Raw genomic sequence first — 21,759 nt, 5'->3', positions numbered from 1 at the left:
TTCACTCATTGTTGTCGTCCAGCACTGTTGTCAGTTGTTTTTTCAGTGCCAGTTGTTGTTGGTTATTTAGCGCATCACCCTGAGCATTGCTCAGGATGAACACATCCTCGGCACGTTCACCTATGGTGGTGATTTTGGCCATGTGTAGAGATAAATTTTGATCGACAAATACCCGGCTTATTTTGGCCAGTAGTCCTGGCGCGTCGAGAGCCTCTAAGTCCAGTAACGTATGATTTGCATGATTGTTAAAAAAGCGCATTTTAGTTGGTACATCTAAATGCTTCATACGTCTGGGCATTTTACGATTATTAATGTGTTCGGTGCCGGTGCTTTTGAGCTGAGTCAGAATAGCTTGTTGCAAATTTTGCATCCGGCTGGCTGAATTAATTCGGCTGCCGTCCTGTTCCAGAATAATGAAGGTATCCAGTACGTAACCGTCTTCGGTGCTCATAATGTTGGCATCGTGAACGGTACAATTGCGGCTGTCGAGTACCGATACGACTTGAGCAAATAGACTGGCTCGATCCTTGGCATAGATTAAGACTTCAGTACCAGCTCTTGAGGTTTCTTCATTCAATGCCACCAGCGTGATCTCAGCATCTGTGGATTGCTGAGCCTGCAAAATAGACTGTGCGTGCCAAGCTAACTGTTTAGGCTTAAAACGCACAAAATAGCTGTTATCCAACCGTTGCCAAAATGGCAGGACTTGTTCTGCACTGATGTTCTGATCTTGCAGTAACTGCAATGCTTGATTGCGATGTTTTTGTAACCGTTGCTGGAAATCTTCACTGAGTGTTTGACCACTTTCCAGTGCTTTGCTGGTCATAAGATACAACTCGCGCAGCAAGGTGGCTTTCCAGTCATTCCATAAATTGTTATTAGTGGCGCGGATGTCTGCCAGAGTCAGGGCGTAAAGATGGTTAAGATAATTTTGATTACGCATTTGTCCGGAAAATTCTTCAATCACTTCAGGATCATAAATATCCCGTCGTTGAGCCACGACGGACATATGTAAGTGATTGGCCACTAACCATTCAATTAACTGACTATTTTGTTCATCAATGCCATGCAATTGGCAAAATTCAACCACATCCGCAGCACCCAGTTTGGAGTGATCCCCGCCACGACCCTTGCCAATATCATGGAAAATTGCGGCAATAAAAAGCATTTCAGGGTGATCAAGGTTGGCCATTATCCGGCTACAACGGGGAAAGGCCTGCTTGCCTTTCTCTTGGGTATATTGATAGATAAATTTAATTAATCGATGGGTATGTTCATCCACGGTATAGGCATGAAATAAGTCAAACTGCATCATACCGACAATATTATCCCACTGTTTTAAGTAGGCTTGCATAATGCCGTGTTGATGCATTAAATCCCAAGGCAAGGCAAAAAACTGGGGATGCCGCACTAACTGCATAAACAGCACTCGACATGCAGGCCGTTCGCTAAAATATTCATTCCGAAAGCGACGTCTGGCATTGCGCAGTAAGCGTAATGTGTAGGAGTGAATGCCGGTGACTTGGGGAAAGTCGGATAACATTAAAAAGAATTCGAGAATTTTTTCCGGACTATCAAACACATCATCCTGACGGGCAAAAATCAGCCCATCTAGTGCACTGAATTGTGCAGTCAGTATTTGTTCTTGCTTAACTTTATGATGAAGGACATCTTGTCTGAAATGCTGAAGTAGCATGTCATTCAATTCGCTGACCCGGCGTGAAATACGAAAGAAGGATTTCATCATTCTTTCAACCGATGCTTTGCCTTCTTCTCCATAGCCTAATAACGCTGCGACGTCGGGCTGAAAATCAAACAATAATCGATTTTCACTTCGGCCGGCGATTAAGTGCAATGCACAACGGATCCGCCACAGGCTTTCACGGCATTCAAGTAACTCTTCTAATTCCTGTTTACTAAAATAACCGTGTTCTACCAGTTCTTTACCGGTCAGCGCTTTGAAGTGCTTTTTCGCCACCCAGCCAATGCTTTGAATATCCCGCAGACAGCCTGGGTTTTCTTTAACATTAGGCTCAAGATTATAAGCGGTGCCGTCAAATTTGATATGACGATTTCGTTGCTCTTCGTACTTAGCCTGAAAGAAAGCTTCACTGGTCCAGATTTTGTTGCCCTGAATCTGTTCCTGTAATTGTTGATAAGTATCCGGACAGCCTTCGAGTACTCGCGACTCAAGCAGGTTGGTGGCGATAGTGATGTCATTTTTAGCCAGTTTGACACATTCTTTGATGGTCCGAACTGATTGGCCAATATCCAGACCAATGTCCCACAACAAGGTAATAAATTGACCGAGTTTTTCCTGACTGGCAGCAGACAGTTTTTTAGGTGACAGAATGAGTATATCGACATCGGAATAGGGCTGCAGTTGTTGACGACCATAGCCACCCACGGCAACTAGCGCGATGCGTTCTTTGTCGTTTAACGCCAGTAATTGCCATGCTTTTATTAGTATGGCATCGACGGCTTTGGCTCGACCTGTGACAATATCTTTAATATCAGTGTGGCTAAAATCCTCTTCTAACCACTGGTAAATCTGCTGGTTACATTGCTTAAAAGAGGATAATTCATGCAGACTGTCTATTTGTTGAATTTGTTGCAAAATAGTTTGCAGCGACACAGGCGATAATCCCTACTAGTTTAGTGTTGAATAATCCGTTCGATAGTTTCTTCTGGGCGCAAGGTTAAAATTTCGCAGCCATTTTCAGTCACTAACAATGTATGTTCCCATTGGGCGCTTAAACTGCGATCTTTAGTGACCACTGTCCATTGATCCGGTAATACTTTGGAATGACGTTTACCAGCGTTCACCATCGGTTCGATAGTAAAACACATGCCTGCTTGCAATACTTCACCCGTGCCGGGGCGGCCATAATGGACTACTTGCGGTTCTTCATGGAAACCGGCACCAATACCATGTCCACAATATTCACGCACAATGGAATAATGATGTGACTCAGCATGTTGCTGGATTGCGTGGCCAATATCTCCTAAACGAGCCCCTGGCTTAACCATTTTTATGCCCAAATAGAGGCATTCCTGCGTCACCCGAATTAATCGTTCGGCCATAATCGAAGGTTTACCCACTACAAACATCTTTGAGGTATCACCGTGATAGCCGTCTTTGATCACGGTCACATCGATATTGATACAATCACCGTCTTTGAGTTTTTTATCCGATGGAATACCGTGACAAATAACATGATTGACCGAGGTGCAGATGGATTTCGGGAAAGGGGGATGACCATAATTCAGCGGTGCTGGAATACACTGTTGTTCATTGACGATGTAGTCATGGCAGAGCTGGTTTAGTTCATCTGTCGTTACGCCTTTTTTGACATAAGGTTCAATCATACCAAGTACATCAGCGGCCAGTTTTCCGGCAACACGCATTTTTTCAATTTCTTCAGGGGTTTTAATGATTGCGGTCAAAACGCATTTCCTGTGTTACATAAGTGTATTCAAAGGCTGAATTCTACCAGTATTGCTTGGTAGGGTGTAGCCCCTGCTATCGATCAAATTTATCTATCCCATTTTGAATAATTCATTGTATCTGGCTGGCTGGCGTGGTATAAAGCGCCGCGCTGTTTTTAAGGTCAAATTTAAAGGCAGGCAAAACACTTAAATAACACACATACATCGTCACGGTATTCGGGGTGTCCGACTTGAGCGGATCGAAAACCGGGATGTATGGAGGCCTAACCCCAATTGAGGAAATTATAATGGCAAACGTATCAATGCGTGACATGCTGAAAGCCGGCGTGCACTTCGGTCACCAGACCCGTTACTGGAACCCGAAAATGAAACCTTTCATCTTCGGCGCTCGTAACAAAGTTCATATCATCAACCTTGAGCAAACTGTACCTATGTTCAACGAAGCGCTTGACTTCCTGTCTAGTGTGGCAAGTAAGAAAGGTAAAGTATTGTTTGTTGGCACCAAGCGTGCTGCAGGTGAAGCGATCAAAGAAGCTGCAATCAAATGTGACCAGTTTTATGTAAACAAACGTTGGTTAGGCGGTATGCTGACTAACTGGAAAACAGTTCGTCAATCTATTAAGCGTTTGAAAGATCTTGAACAGCAGTCTCAAGACGGTACTTTTGACAAGTTGACCAAAAAAGAAGTGTTGATGCTTCAACGCGAAATGGGCAAATTGGAAAATAGCTTAGGCGGTATCAAAAACATGGGCGGTTTGCCTGATTGTTTGTTTGTTATCGATGCTGATCATGAGCATATTGCTATCACTGAAGCCAGAAATCTGGGTATTCCGGTTATTTCTGTAGTTGATACCAACTCTAACCCTGATCCAGTTGATTACATCATTCCAGGTAATGATGATGCAATCCGCGCCATTCAGCTTTACGTGAATGCTGCTGCTGATGCAATTGGAACAGGTCGTGAACAGAATATTGAAGTTCAGGCTGAACAAGACGATTTCGTCGAAGCCGAGTAATCATTAACTGATTTTCAGAGTAACCGGCAGGGGCGTTATCGCCCCTGTCGTTTAACTAATCTTTATTCCGAGGAAATTCAAATGGCAGTGACTGCAGCCCAAGTAAAAGAACTCCGTGAGCGTACCGGTGCCGGTATGCTGGATTGTAAAAAAGCACTACAAGAAACCGATGGCGATATTGAAGCCGCGATCGAAAATATGCGTAAATCAGGTCAGGCAAAAGCGGCTAAAAAAGCCGGTCGTATTGCGGCTGAAGGCGTTATTCTGACTCAAGTTAACGGTAATGTTGCGACTATGATCGAACTGAACTGTGAAACTGATTTCGTTGCTCGTGACGAAAGCTTCCTGGCTTTTGGTGACAAAATCGTTGCATTAGCAGCGGCAAGCAAATTGAACGATGTTGAAGCATTAAATAACAGTGAAATCGACGGTGTTACCGTATCGACTTTACGTGATAATTTAGTGGCTAAAATCGGTGAAAACGTTAACGTTCGTCGTGTTGTCAGTGTTGAAGGTGATAACCTTGGCGCCTACACCCACGGTGGCCGTATTGGCGTACTAACCATCCTTAACGGTGGTACAGAAGAACTGGCTAAAGATATTGCGATGCATGTTGCTGCAAGCAGCCCGCAGTATGTTAAACCTGAAAATGTGCCGGCTGAAGTGGTTGAGAAAGAAAAAGCGATTCAGATTGATATTGCTATTCAAAGTGGCAAACCAGCTGAAATCGCTGAGAAAATGGTTGCGGGTCGTATGAGCAAGTTTACTGGCGAAGTAAGCTTAACCGGTCAACCGTTTATCAAAGATCCTTCTGCTACTGTTGGTCAGTTGCTTAAGTCAGCAAATGCAGATGTATTGAACTTTATCCGCTTTGAAGTGGGTGAAGGGATTGAGAAAAAGTCTGAAGATTTTGCTGCTGAAGTACAAGCGCAAATGGCAGCAGCCAAAAAATAATTATTTACTGTAGAGGGTTTTCGATGGCAATTTGTGGTGGACGTGTTATTTACACATGTAAATAGGCGGCAAGGCACAGTAGACGTGATCAAATACCTGACTAAACATTAAAATAGTTAACAAATAAATGTCATTCATGACTGTTTAGTCATGCCAATGTCATATAAACTTACCGCGGCTTTTTGTCGCGGTTTGTTTATAAAAGGAAGAACCATTCTATGAATATCCCCAAATCTGCATATCGACGCATTCTGTTAAAACTTAGTGGTGAAGCGCTAATGGGAACCGAAGGGTTTGGCATTGATCCTAAAGTGTTAGATCGGATGGCGCAGGAAATTAAAGAACTGATTGAACTTGGTGTTGAAGTTGGGTTAGTTATCGGGGGCGGAAATATTTTTCGTGGCGAAGGATTGGCCAAAGCCGGAATGAATCGTGTAGTGGGTGACCACATGGGGATGTTGGCGACCGTAATGAATGGTTTAGCAATGCGTGATGCATTACATCGTTCTTTTGTGAATGCGAAGTTAATGTCAGCCATTCCACTTAATGGCGTGTGTGACTCCTATAATTGGGCCGAAGCCATTAGCAACTTAAAATCCGGCAAAGTGGTTATTTTTTCTGCCGGCACAGGTAATCCATTTTTTACAACCGATTCTGCGGCTTGCTTACGCGGAATTGAAATTGAAGCCGATGCGGTTTTAAAAGGCACTAAAGTCGATGGGGTGTATGATGATGATCCCGCTAAAAATCCTGACGCCAAATTATACCAGCAGTTGAGCTATCAGCAGGTGTTGGAACAAGAATTAAAAGTGATGGATTTAGCCGCCTTTACCTTGGCACGTGATCATGGTTTACCGATTCGGGTGTTTAATATGAATAAATCTGGCGCCTTGCGTCGGGTAGTGATGGGGGAAGATGAAGGTACCCTGATCGATCATGTAGATCGCCTTCCCAAATCAAAAGTTAAGGAGCAAAAAAGTGATTAATGATTTACAAAATGATGCGTCAGCACGTATGGAAAAAAGTATCAGTGCACTGAAAAGCCAGTTGGCTAAAGTGCGCACCGGTCGTGCTCATCCTAGTTTATTAGACAATATTATGGTGCCTTATTATGGCGCTGACACACCGTTGAACCAATTAGCCAATATCGTTTCTGAAGATTCGCGCACTTTAGCGTTAACCGTATTTGATAAAAGCGCCGCACAAGCGGTTGAAAAAGCCATCATGCAATCAGATTTGGGGTTAAACCCAATGAGTGCGGGCACTGTTATTCGTGTTCCATTACCTGCATTAACTGAAGAACGTCGTAAAGATCTTATCAAGGTCGTTCGTGCAGAAGCAGAACAGAGCCGCGTGGCGATACGTAATATTCGCCGTGATGCTAACAGTGATATTAAAGAATTGTTGAAAGAAAAAGAAATCGGTGAAGATGATAGCCGTAAAGCAGAAGATAACGTACAAAGTCTGACTGACGAATATATTAAGAAAATAGACGAGATGTTAGCGGTCAAAGAAAAAGACTTAATGGAAATATAAGTTATTTTCTGACGATTATGTCTTCTACCCTACCTTCAGTTAATTCCTCTATGCCCAAGCATGTTGCCATTATTATGGATGGCAATGGTCGCTGGGCAAAGCAGCAGGGAAAACTCCGCACATTCGGCCATAAAGCTGGTGTGGAAGCGGTGCGTGCTTCTGTGCGTTATGCCAGAGAGCAGGGCATAAAAGCACTGACCTTATTTGCTTTTAGTAGTGAAAACTGGAACCGTCCCGAAGAAGAAGTCAGTGTTTTAATGGAGTTATTCACTTTTGTGCTTAAAAGTGAAGTAAAAAAGTTAAATCGCAATGATGTCAGGCTCCGTGTGGTGGGGGATACCAGCAAGTTTGGTGCTAAATTGCAGCAGTTAATCGAAAAAGCTGAAAAGCTGACTGAGAGCAATAGTTCATTGGTGCTAAATATTGCTGCCAATTATGGTGGTCGTTGGGATATCGTCAATGCGAGTAAAAAAATTGCCGAAAAAGTTCAGGCAGGGGAACTTGCGCTAGATAATATTGACGAAAGTCTGTTTGACCAACATACCGCTTTATCGAGTTTGGAAGAAGTTGATTTACTTATCCGCACCGGTGGTGATTGTCGCATCAGTAACTTTTTATTGTGGCAATTGGCTTATGCGGAATTGGTATTTACCGATGTGTTATGGCCGGATTTTAATGAACAATATTTTCAACAGGCCGTACAAGTTTTTTCATCCAGACAACGACGATTTGGCTTAACCGGTGAGCAAGTCGAGTCATCAGTAGGTGTAACGTGCTAAGACAACGTATTATAACCGCTCTTTTGTTAGCGCCATTGGCATTAGGTGCCATCTTATTTTTACCTTTATTGGGTTTTGAAGTGGCAATTGCCTTAATTGTTGGCTTAGGCGCATGGGAGTGGGCGCAACTGGCCGGGATTCAAAACCGTATTGGTAAAGCGTTTTACAGTTTCTTGCTGGTGGCAATTTGCGCAGTCTTATCCAGCTTTGTTCCCGTTGAGCTTATTTGGTATCAAGGTCAATTGGATCAGCTTTACCGGATTATTCTTGCCGTGGCAGGTGGTTGGTGGGCGTTATCATTATTAATGATTTTAGCCTACCCGAATTATTCAACCATTTGGCGTAGCAATATGTTGTTACGGGCAATCTTTGGCCTGCTGACCTTAATCCCCACCTGGGTGGCAATTGTTTCTTTGCGTACGTATTTATACGACGTGGATCCCTTATTCGGGGCTTCGCTCATCTTCTATGTATTAGGTATTGTGTGGGCAGCAGATATTGGGGCCTTTTTTATCGGCATTAAATTTGGTAAGCATAAACTTCGCCCTAATGTGTCGCCGGGTAAAACCTATGAAGGGCTAATGGGTGGGGTAATGTCTTCTCTGGCAATTATTGGTTTCGCCGCGTTACATTATCAAGTGGATCCTACCCGTATCTGGACGCATATTTTGATTGGTGCTCTTACCGTCGGGGTATCGGCGTTAGGGGATTTAAATGAAAGTATGTTTAAGCGTTGTGTGGGGGTAAAAGATAGCGGTAATTTGCTTCCTGGACACGGCGGTATTCTAGACAGGATTGACAGCTTAACCGCAGCCTTCCCTATTTTTGCGCTGTTTTACGTTATGTGGATGGCTTGATGCAAAACATAACGGTACTCGGCGCAACCGGCTCTATCGGCCAAAGTACCCTCGATGTGATAGCGCGACATCCAGACCAATATCAGGTACATGCTTTAACTTGTCATCAACAGGTCGAAAGCCTGATCCAACAAGCAATAATCCATCAACCGAAGTTTTTAGTAATTACTGATCCTGCTTATTATGTCCAAGCACAACAGTTAGCCAAACAAGCCAAGTTATCGGCCGAAGTGTTAAGTGGAGCCGAGTCATTACAATATGTTGCTGAGCATCCGCATGTGGATTGCGTGATGGCTGCTATTGTTGGCGCTGCCGGTTTATTACCTACCTTGTCGGCGGTTAAAGCCGGTAAAAAAGTCCTGTTGGCGAATAAAGAATCGTTAGTGATGTCTGGCAGTTTATTTATTCAGGAAGTACAGCGTAGTGGGGCAATTTTGTTGCCCATCGATAGCGAACATAATGCTATTTTCCAATGTTTACCCGCCACTTATCAATATGGTAAACCGCAACAAAGTGGTATTGACAAAATTTTACTAACCGGCTCAGGTGGTCCATTTCTGACGACTCCTGTTGCTGAGCTTGCTAGCAAATCCCCGCAACAAGCCTGTGCTCATCCTAATTGGGATATGGGACGAAAAATTTCGGTAGATTCAGCCACCATGATGAACAAGGGGCTCGAATTTATTGAAGTTTGTTGGTTGTTTGGAGTCAGCCCACAGCAAGTTGATGTGGTCATTCATCCACAGAGTGTGATCCATTCCATGGTGCAATACAATGACGGTTCGGTATTGGCACAGCTGGGTAATCCGGATATGCGTACGCCAATCGCCCATGCAATGGGCTACCCAGAACGTATTGAATCTGGCGTGGCAAAACTCGATTTTAGTAATATGCAAAACTTTTCATTTAGCCAGCCTGATTATCAGCGTTTTCCTAATTTGAAATTGGCGATTGAGGCTGCGAGTCAAGGCCAGTATGCCAGTACTGCATTAAATGCTGCCAATGAAGTCGCTGTGGCGGCGTTTTTGCGGGGCCAACTTAACTTTACCGGCATTGCCAAACTGAATAATGAAGTCTTACAGCGGGTAACATCGCAATCTTTACGAAGCATCGACGAAGTGATTGCTTATGATCAACAGGTGCGCCGTCAAGCGCAGCAGTGTTTGCAAGAGGTAGCCTGATGTTATCGTTCTTATGGAGTTTATTCTTTTTTATTGTTGCTTTGGGAATTCTGGTGGCAGTCCATGAATGGGGACATTTTTGGGTTGCCCGTCGCTGTGGAGTTAAGGTAGAGCGTTTTTCTATCGGTTTTGGTAAAGCACTTTGGCGCACTAAAGACAAGTACGGAACTGAATTTGTGGTGGCCCTGATTCCACTTGGCGGCTATGTCAAAATGCTGGATGAGCGGGTTGATCATGTAAGAGATGAAGACCTGCCCCATGCGTTTAATCGACAATCGGTTTATAAACGCATTGCTATTATTGCTGCAGGCCCGATTACCAATTTCTTATTTGCCATTGTCGCCCTGACATTAATGTATATGGTTGGTGTACAGAGCGTTAAGCCTGTTATTGGTCAGATTAAGCCCGACTCTTTATTTTCTGCCGTCAATATTAAGACACCTTCGCAAATTATTGCCATTGATGATAAGCCAACACGGGATTGGGAATCAGTGAATTTGGAAATGGTTTCGCATATTGGTCAGCCCTCGATGCAAGTTACTTTGCAGGAGGTGGGCAACCAGGCAAAAGTGACAAAAACGATTGATATTCAAGATTGGCAATTTGATCCGCAACAGCAAAGTGCGCTGGATAGTTTGGGAGTGGTACCCTTTCGACCGGAATTGACCACTAATATCGCTTGGGTTGCTGAGGATTCTGCTGCCAATCGTGCAAATATTCTGCAAAATGACAAAATAATCTCGTTAGATGGAACTCCTGTTGATGATTGGGTACAAATAGTCAGTTATATTGCTGCACGTCCTAGTCAGAATGTTACAATTGGCGTGGAAAGGCAGGGGAGTATCCAGAATATTGACGTAATGCTGGATAGCCGTACTGCGGAAAATGGAGAAACACAAGGTTATTTGGGGGTAGTTCCCAAAATGGAACCTTGGCCAGAATCTTTTCGATTCAATCAGCAATACGATCCGCTAAATGCTGTATGGCAGGGGATGATTAAAACATGGCGTTTAATCACACTTAGCGTCGATATGATAGGTAAATTACTGACCGGTGATGTGTCAGTAAAAAACTTAAGTGGTCCTATCTCTATCGCGCAGGGAGCTGGTGCCAGTGCAGGTTATGGACTGGTATATTTTCTGAGTTTTCTCGCATTGATCAGTGTTAATCTGGGCATTATTAATTTACTGCCTTTACCTGTGTTGGATGGCGGGCATTTGCTTTATTACGTTATTGAGATGATAACCGGCCGACCTGTTTCGGAGAAAGTGCAGGAAATTGGCTTTCGAATAGGTGGTACTTTGCTGTTTTTGCTGATGTCAGTGGCAATAATGAATGATATAGCGCGTTTATGATTGATGCATGCCGCCTCATGATCGCCTCCTAATAATTTTGTAGTTTGGAAGAATAATAACAAATGAAGTTTATACAGTTAGTTGCAGCCGGAATATTGATCACCAGTGCTAGCCTTGCCTCGGCAAATCCTACTTCTGAATTTGTCGTTGATGATATGCGTGTAGAAGGGTTACAACGTGTGGCACTTGGTGCCGCGTTAACTTATATCCCGGTGAAGATTGGCGATAGCATGAACTCGTTTCGTATTGCCCAGTTGATCCGTTCCTTATATGCCTCGTCTCACTTTGAAAATATTCAGGTGTTACGTGATGGCAATACCCTAATCATCAAGGTGCACGAGCGTCCTACTATCAGTAATATCATTTTTTCTGAAAATGATGATATTAAAGACGAGCAACTAAATCAGTCTCTGGAAGACAATAATATTCGTGTCGGTGAACCATTAGATAAAACGGTTTTAACTTCCATTGAGAATGGTTTAAAAGATTTCTATTACAGTATTGGTAAATATAATGCTGAAGTGGATGCTATCGTTACCCCTTTACCGCGCAACAGGGTGGATCTTAAATTAGCCTTTGAAGAAGGCGATGCTGCGGAAATAAAACAAATTAATTTTGTTGGTAATGATGTTTTCCCGGATAAAGAATTATTGGAACAAATGGAGTTACAGTTTGGTGCCCCGTGGTGGGACTTTATGGCTGAAACTCGCTACCAGAAGCAAAAGCTATCTGGTGATATGGAAACCATTCGCAGTTATTACATGGACCGAGGTTATCTGCGCTATAACATGGATTCCACACAAGTAGCGATGACTCCGGATAAAACCGGTATCTACATCACCTTTAATATTACTGAAGGTGAGAAGTACCATATTTCTGAAATTGAATTAGCCGGAGACCTGTTAGGTAACGAAGAAGCCATCAAGGTGTTAATGCCATTGCGTGAAGGGCAGCTATATAACCTGGCGATGGTGACTTACACTGAGGAATTTATCAGTAAGTATCTTGGCCGGTTTGGTTATGCTTTCCCTACCGTCACGACTATTCCTGAAATTAATGATGAAGATAAAACCGTTAAACTGAGATTATCGGTTGAACCGGGACAGCGTATTTATGTACGCCGGATTAACTTTAAAGGTAACAAAGTTACTGCTGATGAAGTATTCCGCCGTGAAGTCGTGCAAATGGAAGGTAGCTGGTTATCTAACACTGCATTGGAAGCCAGTAAAAACAGTATGTCACGCCTGACCTATGTCGAGGAAGCTGACTTTGAAACTATCCGTATTCCGGGACAGGATGACAAAGTCGATGTTGATTTTACCGTAAAAGAGCAGGCTTCGGGGTCATTTAATGCCGGTATTGGCTATGGTGATCGCACCAAATTAAGTCTGCAGGCAGGGATCCAGCAAAATAACTTCTTGGGAACGGGTAACCAGTTAGCGCTGAATTTAAATACCATTTCTTATCAGAGCAGTATTAACCTGTCCTATACGGACCCGTATTTTACCATTGACGGGATCAGCTTGGGGGGCAGTGTGTTCTATACCGAGTTTGATGCCGGCAGTGCCAACCTGGTTCAGTACAACAGTAAAACCTATGGGGTTGGGCTTAACTTCGGTTATCCGGTTAACCAGTTTAATCGATTGAATTTTGGGATAACTTACAAGCATCAGGAAGTTTCACAATTGCAACGTTACGAACAGATCCGTAACTTCTACGATGTGTTTGCCGATCCGGAGAATCCCGATTCAAGCCTAACCTTTAATACGTTCCAGTTAAGCGCTGGTTGGTATCGCTCGACACTGAATCGCGGTATTTTTCCTACGGCCGGTTCGTCACAGCGTGCCACGATTAGCGCCACGACACCTAATTCAGATTTAACCTACTATAAGGTTAATTTTGATACTAAATTCTATTTCCCGTTGAGTCAGAATCAGCGTTGGTCCTTCCTTAGCCGCTTACAGTTGTCTTATGGTAATGGTTATGGAAAAATCGACGGGCATGATCAGTTCCTACCGTTTTTTGAGTACTTCAGTACTGGTGGAAGTGATTCATTGCGCGGGTTTGAGAATAATACAGTTGGACCTAAAGGTATTTTGCGTTATCCATCGACGATCAAAGATCCCAATGGTAATAGCATCGTGCTAGGACCTGAAAATGATAGCATTAACATGTCACAACGTTCATTTGGTGGTAATGCATTAGCATTAGCTGGTTTGGAATTAATTGTCCCAACCCCGTTTGTAGAAGCTGACTTTGATAATTCAGTGCGTACTAGTTTGTTTATTGATGCGGGTAACCTGTGGGATACCGAATTTAATATCGATGAATATGCACAATTAAGACCTAGCGAAAGAAACAAGGTCCCTGATTTTGGTGATTATTCGCGCTTCAGGGCTTCGTCTGGATTATCGGTGCAATGGCTATCGCCGATGGGACCGATGATATTTAGTTTTGCTAAAGTGATAAAACAACAGGATGGGGACGACACCAAGTTCTTCTCGTTCAATGTAGGTCAAACATTCTAATAATAGTAAATTAAGAAACAACGGAGTAATAATAAGTGAAATCATTAACTAAAAGCTTGGCTGTTGCAGCCGTATTAGGCACTTCTATGTTAAGTTCTGCGGCCTATGCAGCGGATAAAATCGGTCTGGTCAATGTACAAGCTGTCTTCCAGTCGTTACCACAGACTCAAGCCGTTGAAGGTACCATTCGTGAAGAGTTTAAAGACGCTTTACAAGATGTCGCTCGAATGGAAAAAGACATTAAGTATTACCTTGAAAAGCAACAACGTGATGAAGCCACCATGAGCGATGCAGAGAAGAAAGAACTGCAAACCAAACTGGTCTCTTTACGTGACGAATATACTGCTAAAGCCAAGCCGTTACAGGAAGATATTCAACGTCGCCAAGGTGAAGAGCGTAACAAGATCCTGGGTCTGATCAAACAAGCGATCGATTCTTACGCTGCGAAAGAAAAGTTTGATCTAATTCTTAACGCTAATGCTGTGGCTTACGTTAAAAATGAAAGTATCGATATTTCAGGTCAAATTACTGACCAAGTAAGCAAAATCAAGTAATTATTCATGGCCATCAGTCTGGCTAAATTAGCCGAGCATATTGGTGCACAGCTCCACGGGGAGGGTGCACTGATGATTTCTTCTATTGCTACACTGAGTCGGGCAACCGATGGTCAGATTTCCTTTTTGGCCAATACCAAGTATCGTAGCCAGCTGGCGGAAAGCTCCGCTAGTGCGGTTATTTTACATCCATCTGAATTACCCCATTGTCATAGTGCCGCCTTGCTGATGGAAAATCCCTATGTGGGGTTTGCCAAAGTAGCGCAGCTGTTGGATACCACTCCTGCTGCTGCCGATAGCATTGCCAACACGGCAGTTATTGCGTCAGACGTACAGTTAGGTAATAACGTGGCGATTGGCGCTCACGCGGTGATTGAATCCGGAGTGGTACTTGGTGATGACGTACAAATTGGCCCTGGTTGTTTTGTGGGTAAAAACAGTTGTATCGGTGCACGGTCTAAATTATGGGCTAATGTCACCGTATATCACGGGGTAACTATTGGCCAGGATTGTTTAATTCAATCTGGTGCAGTAATTGGCTCGGATGGATTTGGTTATGCCAATGACAATGGTCAATGGATCAAAATACCGCAAATTGGTGGAGTCGTACTGGGTGATCGAGTAGAAATTGGCGCGAGTACAACCATTGATCGTGGTGCAATAGACGATACTGTTCTGGAAAATGGCGTGATTATCGATAATCAATGCCAAATTGCTCATAATGTGACCATGCGTGAAAATTGTGCAATGGCAGCATGTAGTGTGATTGCAGGTAGTAGTACTATTGGCCGTAACTGTACCATAGCCGGTTTAGTTGGGATTAATGGTCATATAGAAATTGCCGACAATGTCCACTTTACTGCAATGAGTATGGTGACTAAAGGTATTTCAGAGGCCGGGATCTATTCATCTGGTATACCCGCTACCACCAATAAACAGTGGCGTCGCAACGCAGTAGCCTTGCGTAACCTTGACTCGATGAATCAGCGTATAAAAGCACTGGAAAAAACAAACCCCTAAATTTGTTTTGTCAGTGAAAGGAGAAATTCCCTTGGCAAATCCCTTAAATCAAGTGGATATAGAAGAAATCATGGCTTTATTACCTCACAGGTATCCTTTCCTGTTGGTGGATAGAGTGACAGACATTGAATTGAACCACAGTATTAAAGCCTATAAAAATATTACCTTTAATGAACCCTGCTTTATGGGGCACTTTCCCGGTAAGCCTATTTTTCCAGGTGTCTTGATTCTAGAAGCATTGGCTCAGGCTGCCGGTGTCTTGGGGTTTAAATCTGTGGCAAATAAAGATGAATTGTATCTATATGCCGGTATTGATAAAGCCCGATTCAAACATCCGGTAGTACCGGGTGATCGAATGGATCTTGATGTGCATTTAATTAAAGAGCGTCGTGGAATATGGAAGTTTGCTGGCGTTGCCAGTGTTGATGGAAGAGAAGCTTGCAGCGCAGAATTTATGTGTGCAATGAGGAAAATGTAATATGTCGGTACACCCAACCGCCATTGTCGATCCTTCTGTACAGTTAGGTAAAAACGTTCAAATAGGGCCTTTTTGCCTGATTGGCGCAGATGTCACCCTTGGTGACAACTGTACGGTGGAATCCCATGTTGTGATTAAAGGACAAACACAACTGGGGCAAGGCAATCATATCTTCCAGTTTTGTTCTATTGGTGAAGATTGCCAAGATAAAAAATATGCCGGTGAACCTACTCGTTTGGAAATTGGCGATAACAACGTATTTCGTGAAGGTTGTACGGTACATCGCGGTACGGTTCAGGATCAGGGAATTACTCAAATTGGTAGTGATAACCTGTTTATGGCCGACACTCATGTCGCCCATGATTGTGTGATTGGTGATCATAATATTTTTGCCAATAACGCGACACTAGCCGGTCATGTGCACGTGGGGGACTGGGTGATTATCGGTGGTATGACTGGAGTTCATCAATTTTGTCATATTGGATCTCACAGTTTTTGTGCCGCGGGATGCTTATTGGTTAAAGACTTGCCGCCGTTTGTTATGGCTGGTGGGGCAACCATGTCGACCTTTGGCATTAATAGTGAAGGTTTAAAACGCCGAGGTTTCAGCAAGCAAAGCATATTGCAAATACGCCGGGCCTATAAAGTGATTTATCGTCAAGGTAATACCATTGAGCAAGCTGTCGAGATTTTGCATAGTATGCTAACAGAGACGCCGGAAATTGGCTTGTTAGTGGATTTTCTCAATCAGTCTGATCGCGGTATTTTGCGTTAATTTGCCGTGTCAAAACCATCCCCGTTAAGAATTGCAATTGTTGTCGGAGAGGTATCCGGTGACATATTGGGTGCAGGACTGATGCGCGCTTTGCAAAAGCGGTACCCTGATGCGGTATTTGAAGGCATCGGCGGTAGCCAGATGCAGGCATTGGGCTTCAAATCCCTGTTTGATATGGAAGAACTGGCAGTGATGGGCTTGTTTGAAGTGCTGTCCCGCTTGTTTCGTCTGTTACACATTCGCAAATCGTTGTACCAACATTTTTGTGCCAGCCGGCCTGATATTTTTATCGGTATTGATGCACCTGATTTTAATTTAAACCTTGAACATAAGCTTAAATTACAAGGGATTAAAACCGTCCATTATGTCAGTCCATCGGTGTGGGCATGGCGTAAAAAACGGGTGTTCACCGTCGCCGCCGCAACTAATTTAGTATTAAGTATCTTTCCCTTTGAAAAACGTTTTTATGATCAGCACCAGGTACCCTGTGAATTTGTCGGCCATACCTTGGCAGATACCTTGCCAATGGTACCGGATCAACAAAGTGCAAGAGCCGAATTAGGTCTAGCCAAAGAGGACACCATTTTAGCCGTATTACCCGGTAGTCGCGGTAATGAAGTTAAATTGTTATTAGCCCCTTTTTTGCAGGCCGCCGAGATACTAAACCGGACGGTGGACAAGTTGCATATTGTCATCCCGGTGATTAATACGGCGCGACGGATTCAAATTGAGACCTGGCTGGCTGAACATCCCATGGATATTAAAATCACGCTGGTTGATCGCCAGTCCCGTCAGGTTATGACTGCCGCAGATGCAATATTATTATCCTCCGGTACCGCCACGTTGGAAGCGATGTTGTGTAAACGCCCAATGTTAGTCGCATATCGGTTTAGTCGCTTAACGGCGATGGTGTTACGGCGTATGGTGAACATGACATTTTTTTCGTTGCCTAATTTACTTGCGGGTAAAAAATTGGTGCCGGAGTTGTTACAAGAGCAAGTTCAGCCTGATATTATTGCCAAACAGTTATTACCCTTGCTAACCGAAGATTGTAGTCAGTTGGCAGAAGAATTTAATCAATTACATTTGCGTCTTAAATGTGATGCTGATGAGCAAGCCGCCAAAGCGGTGAGTCAATTATTAGAGGCATAAATTAACTTGTTGATTGCTGGTGTTGATGAAGTAGGCCGCGGGCCGTTGGTTGGTGCGGTCGTAACCGCAGCGGTTATCCTTGATCCCAATAAACCCATCCCGGGGCTAATGGATTCAAAAAAACTGTCTGAGAAAAAGCGTGATTTATTAGCCGAACAAATTCGCCAGAATGCGCTTTGCTGGTCTTTAGGCAGGGCTGAAGCCCAAGAAATTGATCAACTGAATATTTTACACGCCACGATGTTGGCGATGACCCGTGCGGTGGAAGGGTTATCTATTTGTCCTGATCTTGTGCAGGTGGATGGTAACCGTTGTCCTAACTGGCGTTATGCCAGTGAAGCCATTGTCAAAGGAGACAGTAAAGTTGCCGAAATTTCTGCCGCTTCGATTTTAGCTAAAGTGAGCCGAGATCAGGAAATGGCCGAACTTGACAAGCAATATCCTCAGTATGGCTTTGCCCAGCATAAGGGGTATCCAACGGCTAAGCATTTACAATTATTGGCCCAGTATGGTCCTACAGAGCATTATCGAATGAGTTTTAAACCGGTTATTCGAGCGTTACAGCAACACAACGGAACCCTCCATTCCGACTCTTCAAACAGCGGACACCAACATGCTTGAACCTAAGTTTATTCACCTGCGGGTGCACAGCGACTTTTCCATGCTGGATGGCTTAAGCAAGGTTAAACCTATACTTGCGGCAGTGAAAGAGCAGCAAATGCCAGCCGTAGCGATTACTGATCAGATGAATATGTGTGGTTTGGTCAAGTTCTATCTGGAATCACACAATCAGGGGATTAAACCGGTTATTGGTTGTGATTTTTGGTGTAAAGGGGATGAATCAGAGCAGGTATTTCGTTTAACCGCATTGGCGATGAATAACGAAGGTTACCGGAATATTACCGAGTTAGTGTCTAAAGCTTATTTACGCGGCCATATTGATGGCAAAGCGGTAGTCGATCGTAGCTGGTTAAAAGAATTTTGCACAGGAATTATTTTGCTTTCTGGCGGCCGGGAAGGGGATTTAGGTCAGGCACTGCTTAAGAATAATCAGGCGTTGGCTCGTAGTATCAGCAATTTTTATCAGCAACATTTTGCTGGCCGTTATTTTCTGGAATTGTGCCGCACTAATCGTGCCGGTGAAGAACGTTATAACCATGCAGCAGTCAGTTGGGCAGAGCAAAGCGACTTGCCGGTTGTGGCTACCAATGATGTGTGTTTTTTACGTAGCGAAGATTTTGAAGCCCATGAAATTCGGGTGGCGATCCATGACGGCTATACGCTAGAAGATAAACGTCGCCCACAAAAATACTCGGAACAACAGTATTTGCGAAGTGAACAGGAAATGCTGGAGCTTTTCAGTGATATTCCAGAAGCATTGACCAATAGTGTCGAAATCGCCAAACGCTGTAACGTTACGATGACCTTGTTTGAATACTTTCTGCCGAAATTTCCCACCGGTGATATGTCAGAAAGTGATTTCTTGGTGGCGGCTTCCGAAAAGGGGTTGGAAGAACGCTTACAATTTCTGTTTAAAGACGAAGCAACTATTGCCGAAAAGCGTCCCGAATATGATGAACGTTTAAAAGTCGAACTGGAAGTTATTAACCAGATGGGCTTTCCCGGCTACTTCCTGATCGTGATGGAATTTATCCAGTGGTCAAAAGATAACGGCATTCCCGTGGGGCCTGGGCGGGGGTCGGGTGCTGGCTCGCTCGTGGCTTATGCGTTGAAAATTACTGATTTGGATCCGCTGGAATTTGATTTGCTGTTCGAACGATTCTTGAATCCAGAACGAGTATCCATGCCCGATTTTGATGTGGATTTTTGCATGGACAGGCGTGACGAAGTTATCGATCACGTAGCTGAATTATATGGCCGTAATGCGGTATCACAGATTATTACCTTCGGTACCATGGCAGCCAAAGCCGTTATACGTGATGTTGGGCGAGTGTTAGGTCACCCCTTCGGCTTCGTTGACCGAATCAGTAAGCTGATTCCACCCACACCGGGCATGACGCTGGAAAAAGCCTTTGCTGAAGAACCCAGATTGCCAGAGCTGTATGAAGCTGATGATGAAGTCAAAGAACTGATCGATATGGCCAGACGGCTCGAAGGGGTCACGCGCAACGCGGGTAAACATGCCGGTGGGGTGGTGATTGCACCTACCTTGATTACCGATTTCTCGCCACTTTACTGTGACGAAGAGGGCTTAAATCCGGTTACCCAGTTTGATAAAAATGATGTGGAAACCGCCGGACTGGTTAAATTCGATTTCTTGGGATTGCGTACCTTAACGATTATTCAGTGGGCACTGGATATGATCAAAGCCAATCGTGGCATTGAGGTCGATATCAGTGCCATCCCGCTGGAAGATCCCAAAAGCTTTAGAACCTTACAAGATGCCTCAACTACCGCGGTATTCCAACTTGAATCCCGTGGTATGAAAGAGTTGATTAAAAACCTCAAGCCGGACTGTTTCGAAGATATTATCGCTCTGGTGGCCTTGTTCCGTCCTGGCCCCCTGCAATCGGGCATGGTGGAAAACTTTATCAACCGTAAACATGGGCGGGAAGAAATTTCCTATCCCGATGCTGAATATCAACATGAATGTTTAAAAGAAATACTCCAGCCTACTTACGGGATTATTTTGTACCAAGAGCAAGTCATGCAGATTGCCCAGGTGATGGCTGGGTATAGCCTTGGTGGTGCAGATTTATTACGCCGTGCTATGGGTAAGAAAAAGCCCGAAGAAATGGCTAAGCAACGCTCTGGCTTTGCTGAAGGCTCGGCTAATAATAATATTGATCCTGAACTAGCCGAGAAAATATTCGATTTGGTTGAAAAGTTTGCCGGTTATGGATTCAACAAATCACACTCCGCTGCTTATGCGTTGGTGTCGTATCAGACTTTATGGTTAAAAACCCATTATCCGGCGGAATTTATGGCGGCAGTTATGTCCGCGGATATGGATGCGACCGATAAAATAGTGACCCTGGTTGATGAATGCCAGCGGATGGGATTGACGATTGAGCCCCCCAATCTGAATAAAGGCCAATATAAATTCACCGTCGATTCAGAAGGCCATGTGGTCTACGGCATTGGCGCGATTAAAGGTGTTGGAGAAGGTCCGGTTGAGGCTATTATTGAAGCTCGTCGGGATAAAGGGCCGTTTAAAGATCTGTTTGATTTTTGTGCCAAGGTAGATTTGAAAAAAATCAATAAACGGGTACTGGAAAAGCTGGTGCTGTCCGGTGCTCTGGATACATTGGGGCCAGAGGGACCCACTCATCGTGCGTCATTGATGGCGACGTTACCAGACGCCATGGCAGCGGCTGAACAACATAATAAAGCCGAAGCCCACGGTCAGAGCGACATGTTTGGCTTACTTAATACCGAAGAAGAAGACGATGTTAAGCAAGCTTTTGCGGATGTCGCTCATTGGCCAGAAAAAACTTGGTTGGATGGGGAAAAAGAAACCTTAGGGTTATATTTAACCGGTCATCCCATTAACCAATATGAAAAGGAAATCAAACAGTACGCGCAGTGCCGGTTGGTTGATCTAAAACCCATAAAAAATGTGCCAATTACCGCGGTAGGACTGGTGGTCAGTGTTCGTCAAATGATGAATAAAAGAGGTCGGCGCTGGGCGATTGTGACACTGGATGATAAAAGTGCCAGAGTCGAAGCTAAATTTACACCAGATGTATTTGAACAATATGAAGAAATACTCGCAGAAGATAAAATTCTATTGATTTCTGGACAGGTCAGCTTTGATCAATATAGTGATGGCAATACAATCAGCGCCCGTGAAGTACTGGATATTGTTCAGGCTAGAGAAAAATACGCAACATCATTAACATTACAATTGGATTCTGACTGGTGTCAGCCGCAACAAATGGCTACACTGCAAGCATTGTTACAACAATATCGCGGCGGTAGTTGTCCGGTGTTGGTGCATTACCAAAATGCAGATGCATCTGCTAGTTTATCCTTAGGTGCGAGTTGGTATATCACCCCGGAAGACCAATTATTATACGAATTAAGACAATTGTTGGACCAACAACGGGTTGAATTAAGTTTTTAACTGACTTTGCCATTGTTGACTAGTTCAGAGCATGGTC

At 43.9% G+C, this 21,759-nt stretch carries 18 protein-coding genes; 16 read left to right on the top strand and 2 right to left on the bottom strand.

From position 1 onward, the window contains the following. Window position 1: 1 nt before the first annotated feature. Together glnD and map are read right to left on the bottom strand one after the other, a co-directional pair. A complete protein-coding gene (gene glnD / locus ACTD55_RS10030; protein WP_438864192.1) occupies window positions 2-2,635 on the bottom strand; it encodes a [protein-PII] uridylyltransferase in 2,634 nt (877 codons plus the stop codon). Window positions 2,636-2,655: 20 nt separating this feature from the next. After that, on the bottom strand, window positions 2,656-3,447 hold the full coding sequence (map, locus tag ACTD55_RS10025; RefSeq protein WP_438864191.1) for a type I methionyl aminopeptidase: 792 nt from the start codon (window positions 3,445-3,447) through the stop codon (window positions 2,656-2,658). A 290-nt stretch (window positions 3,448-3,737) separates the two neighbouring features. On the opposite strand from map, the gene rpsB reads away from it, so the two are divergent. The 16 genes from rpsB (at window position 3,738) to dnaE (ending at window position 21,722) form a co-directional block, all read left to right on the top strand. Next, complete coding sequence (rpsB, locus tag ACTD55_RS10020; RefSeq protein WP_438864190.1) at window positions 3,738-4,466, top strand: 30S ribosomal protein S2; 729 nt, start codon at window positions 3,738-3,740, stop codon at window positions 4,464-4,466. Between the two features lie 81 nt (window positions 4,467-4,547). Continuing rightward, complete coding sequence (gene tsf / locus ACTD55_RS10015; RefSeq protein WP_438864189.1) at window positions 4,548-5,420, top strand: translation elongation factor Ts; 873 nt, start codon at window positions 4,548-4,550, stop codon at window positions 5,418-5,420. A gap of 218 nt (window positions 5,421-5,638) precedes the next feature. Beyond that, window positions 5,639-6,406: a UMP kinase gene (pyrH, locus tag ACTD55_RS10010; RefSeq protein WP_438864188.1), complete on the top strand. Its 768-nt coding sequence runs from the start codon at window positions 5,639-5,641 to the stop codon at window positions 6,404-6,406. 28 nt (window positions 6,407-6,434) lie between these two features. Next, window positions 6,435-6,956, top strand: coding sequence for a ribosome recycling factor (gene frr / locus ACTD55_RS10005; protein WP_438864218.1), 522 nt, complete (start codon window positions 6,435-6,437; stop codon window positions 6,954-6,956). Window positions 6,957-6,973: 17 nt separating this feature from the next. Then, a complete protein-coding gene (uppS, locus tag ACTD55_RS10000; protein WP_438864187.1) occupies window positions 6,974-7,735 on the top strand; it encodes a polyprenyl diphosphate synthase in 762 nt (253 codons plus the stop codon). Further along, window positions 7,729-8,592 (top strand): phosphatidate cytidylyltransferase, encoded by an 864-nt coding sequence (locus ACTD55_RS09995; RefSeq protein WP_438864186.1) that lies wholly within the window; start codon window positions 7,729-7,731, stop codon window positions 8,590-8,592. Before uppS ends, ACTD55_RS09995 begins: the two co-directional genes overlap by 7 nt. Further along, on the top strand, window positions 8,592-9,773 hold the full coding sequence (ispC, locus tag ACTD55_RS09990) for a 1-deoxy-D-xylulose-5-phosphate reductoisomerase (protein WP_438864185.1): 1,182 nt from the start codon (window positions 8,592-8,594) through the stop codon (window positions 9,771-9,773). Before ACTD55_RS09995 ends, ispC begins: the two co-directional genes overlap by 1 nt. After that, a complete protein-coding gene (gene rseP / locus ACTD55_RS09985) occupies window positions 9,773-11,128 on the top strand; it encodes a sigma E protease regulator RseP (protein WP_438864184.1) in 1,356 nt (451 codons plus the stop codon). The genes ispC and rseP overlap by 1 nt, the downstream gene beginning before the upstream one ends. A gap of 62 nt (window positions 11,129-11,190) precedes the next feature. Beyond that, window positions 11,191-13,656, top strand: coding sequence for an outer membrane protein assembly factor BamA (bamA, locus tag ACTD55_RS09980; RefSeq protein ID WP_438864183.1), 2,466 nt, complete (start codon window positions 11,191-11,193; stop codon window positions 13,654-13,656). 35 nt (window positions 13,657-13,691) lie between these two features. After that, complete coding sequence (locus tag ACTD55_RS09975; RefSeq protein WP_438864182.1) at window positions 13,692-14,210, top strand: OmpH family outer membrane protein; 519 nt, start codon at window positions 13,692-13,694, stop codon at window positions 14,208-14,210. Between the two features lie 6 nt (window positions 14,211-14,216). After that, a complete protein-coding gene (gene lpxD, locus ACTD55_RS09970; protein ID WP_438864181.1) occupies window positions 14,217-15,230 on the top strand; it encodes a UDP-3-O-(3-hydroxymyristoyl)glucosamine N-acyltransferase in 1,014 nt (337 codons plus the stop codon). A 31-nt stretch (window positions 15,231-15,261) separates the two neighbouring features. After that, complete coding sequence (gene fabZ / locus ACTD55_RS09965) at window positions 15,262-15,708, top strand: 3-hydroxyacyl-ACP dehydratase FabZ (protein WP_438864180.1); 447 nt, start codon at window positions 15,262-15,264, stop codon at window positions 15,706-15,708. A 1-nt stretch (window position 15,709) separates the two neighbouring features. Further along, window positions 15,710-16,483: an acyl-ACP--UDP-N-acetylglucosamine O-acyltransferase gene (gene lpxA / locus ACTD55_RS09960; RefSeq protein WP_438864179.1), complete on the top strand. Its 774-nt coding sequence runs from the start codon at window positions 15,710-15,712 to the stop codon at window positions 16,481-16,483. A gap of 6 nt (window positions 16,484-16,489) precedes the next feature. Continuing rightward, entirely contained in the window at window positions 16,490-17,635 is a 1,146-nt protein-coding gene (lpxB, locus tag ACTD55_RS09955; RefSeq protein ID WP_438864178.1) for a lipid-A-disaccharide synthase, read from the top strand. Further along, window positions 17,636-18,256, top strand: coding sequence for a ribonuclease HII (rnhB, locus tag ACTD55_RS09950; RefSeq protein ID WP_438864217.1), 621 nt, complete (start codon window positions 17,636-17,638; stop codon window positions 18,254-18,256). Further along, on the top strand, window positions 18,249-21,722 hold the full coding sequence (dnaE, locus tag ACTD55_RS09945; RefSeq protein ID WP_438864177.1) for a DNA polymerase III subunit alpha: 3,474 nt from the start codon (window positions 18,249-18,251) through the stop codon (window positions 21,720-21,722). Before rnhB ends, dnaE begins: the two co-directional genes overlap by 8 nt. Window positions 21,723-21,759: the final 37 nt, after the last annotated feature.

It is taken from the genome of Neptunicella sp. (genome assembly GCF_048268085.1).
Lineage (GTDB): Bacteria > Pseudomonadota > Gammaproteobacteria > Enterobacterales > Alteromonadaceae > Neptunicella.
Note: the sequence above shows the minus strand (reverse complement) of the source record. Positions and strands in the feature narration are given on the sequence as shown.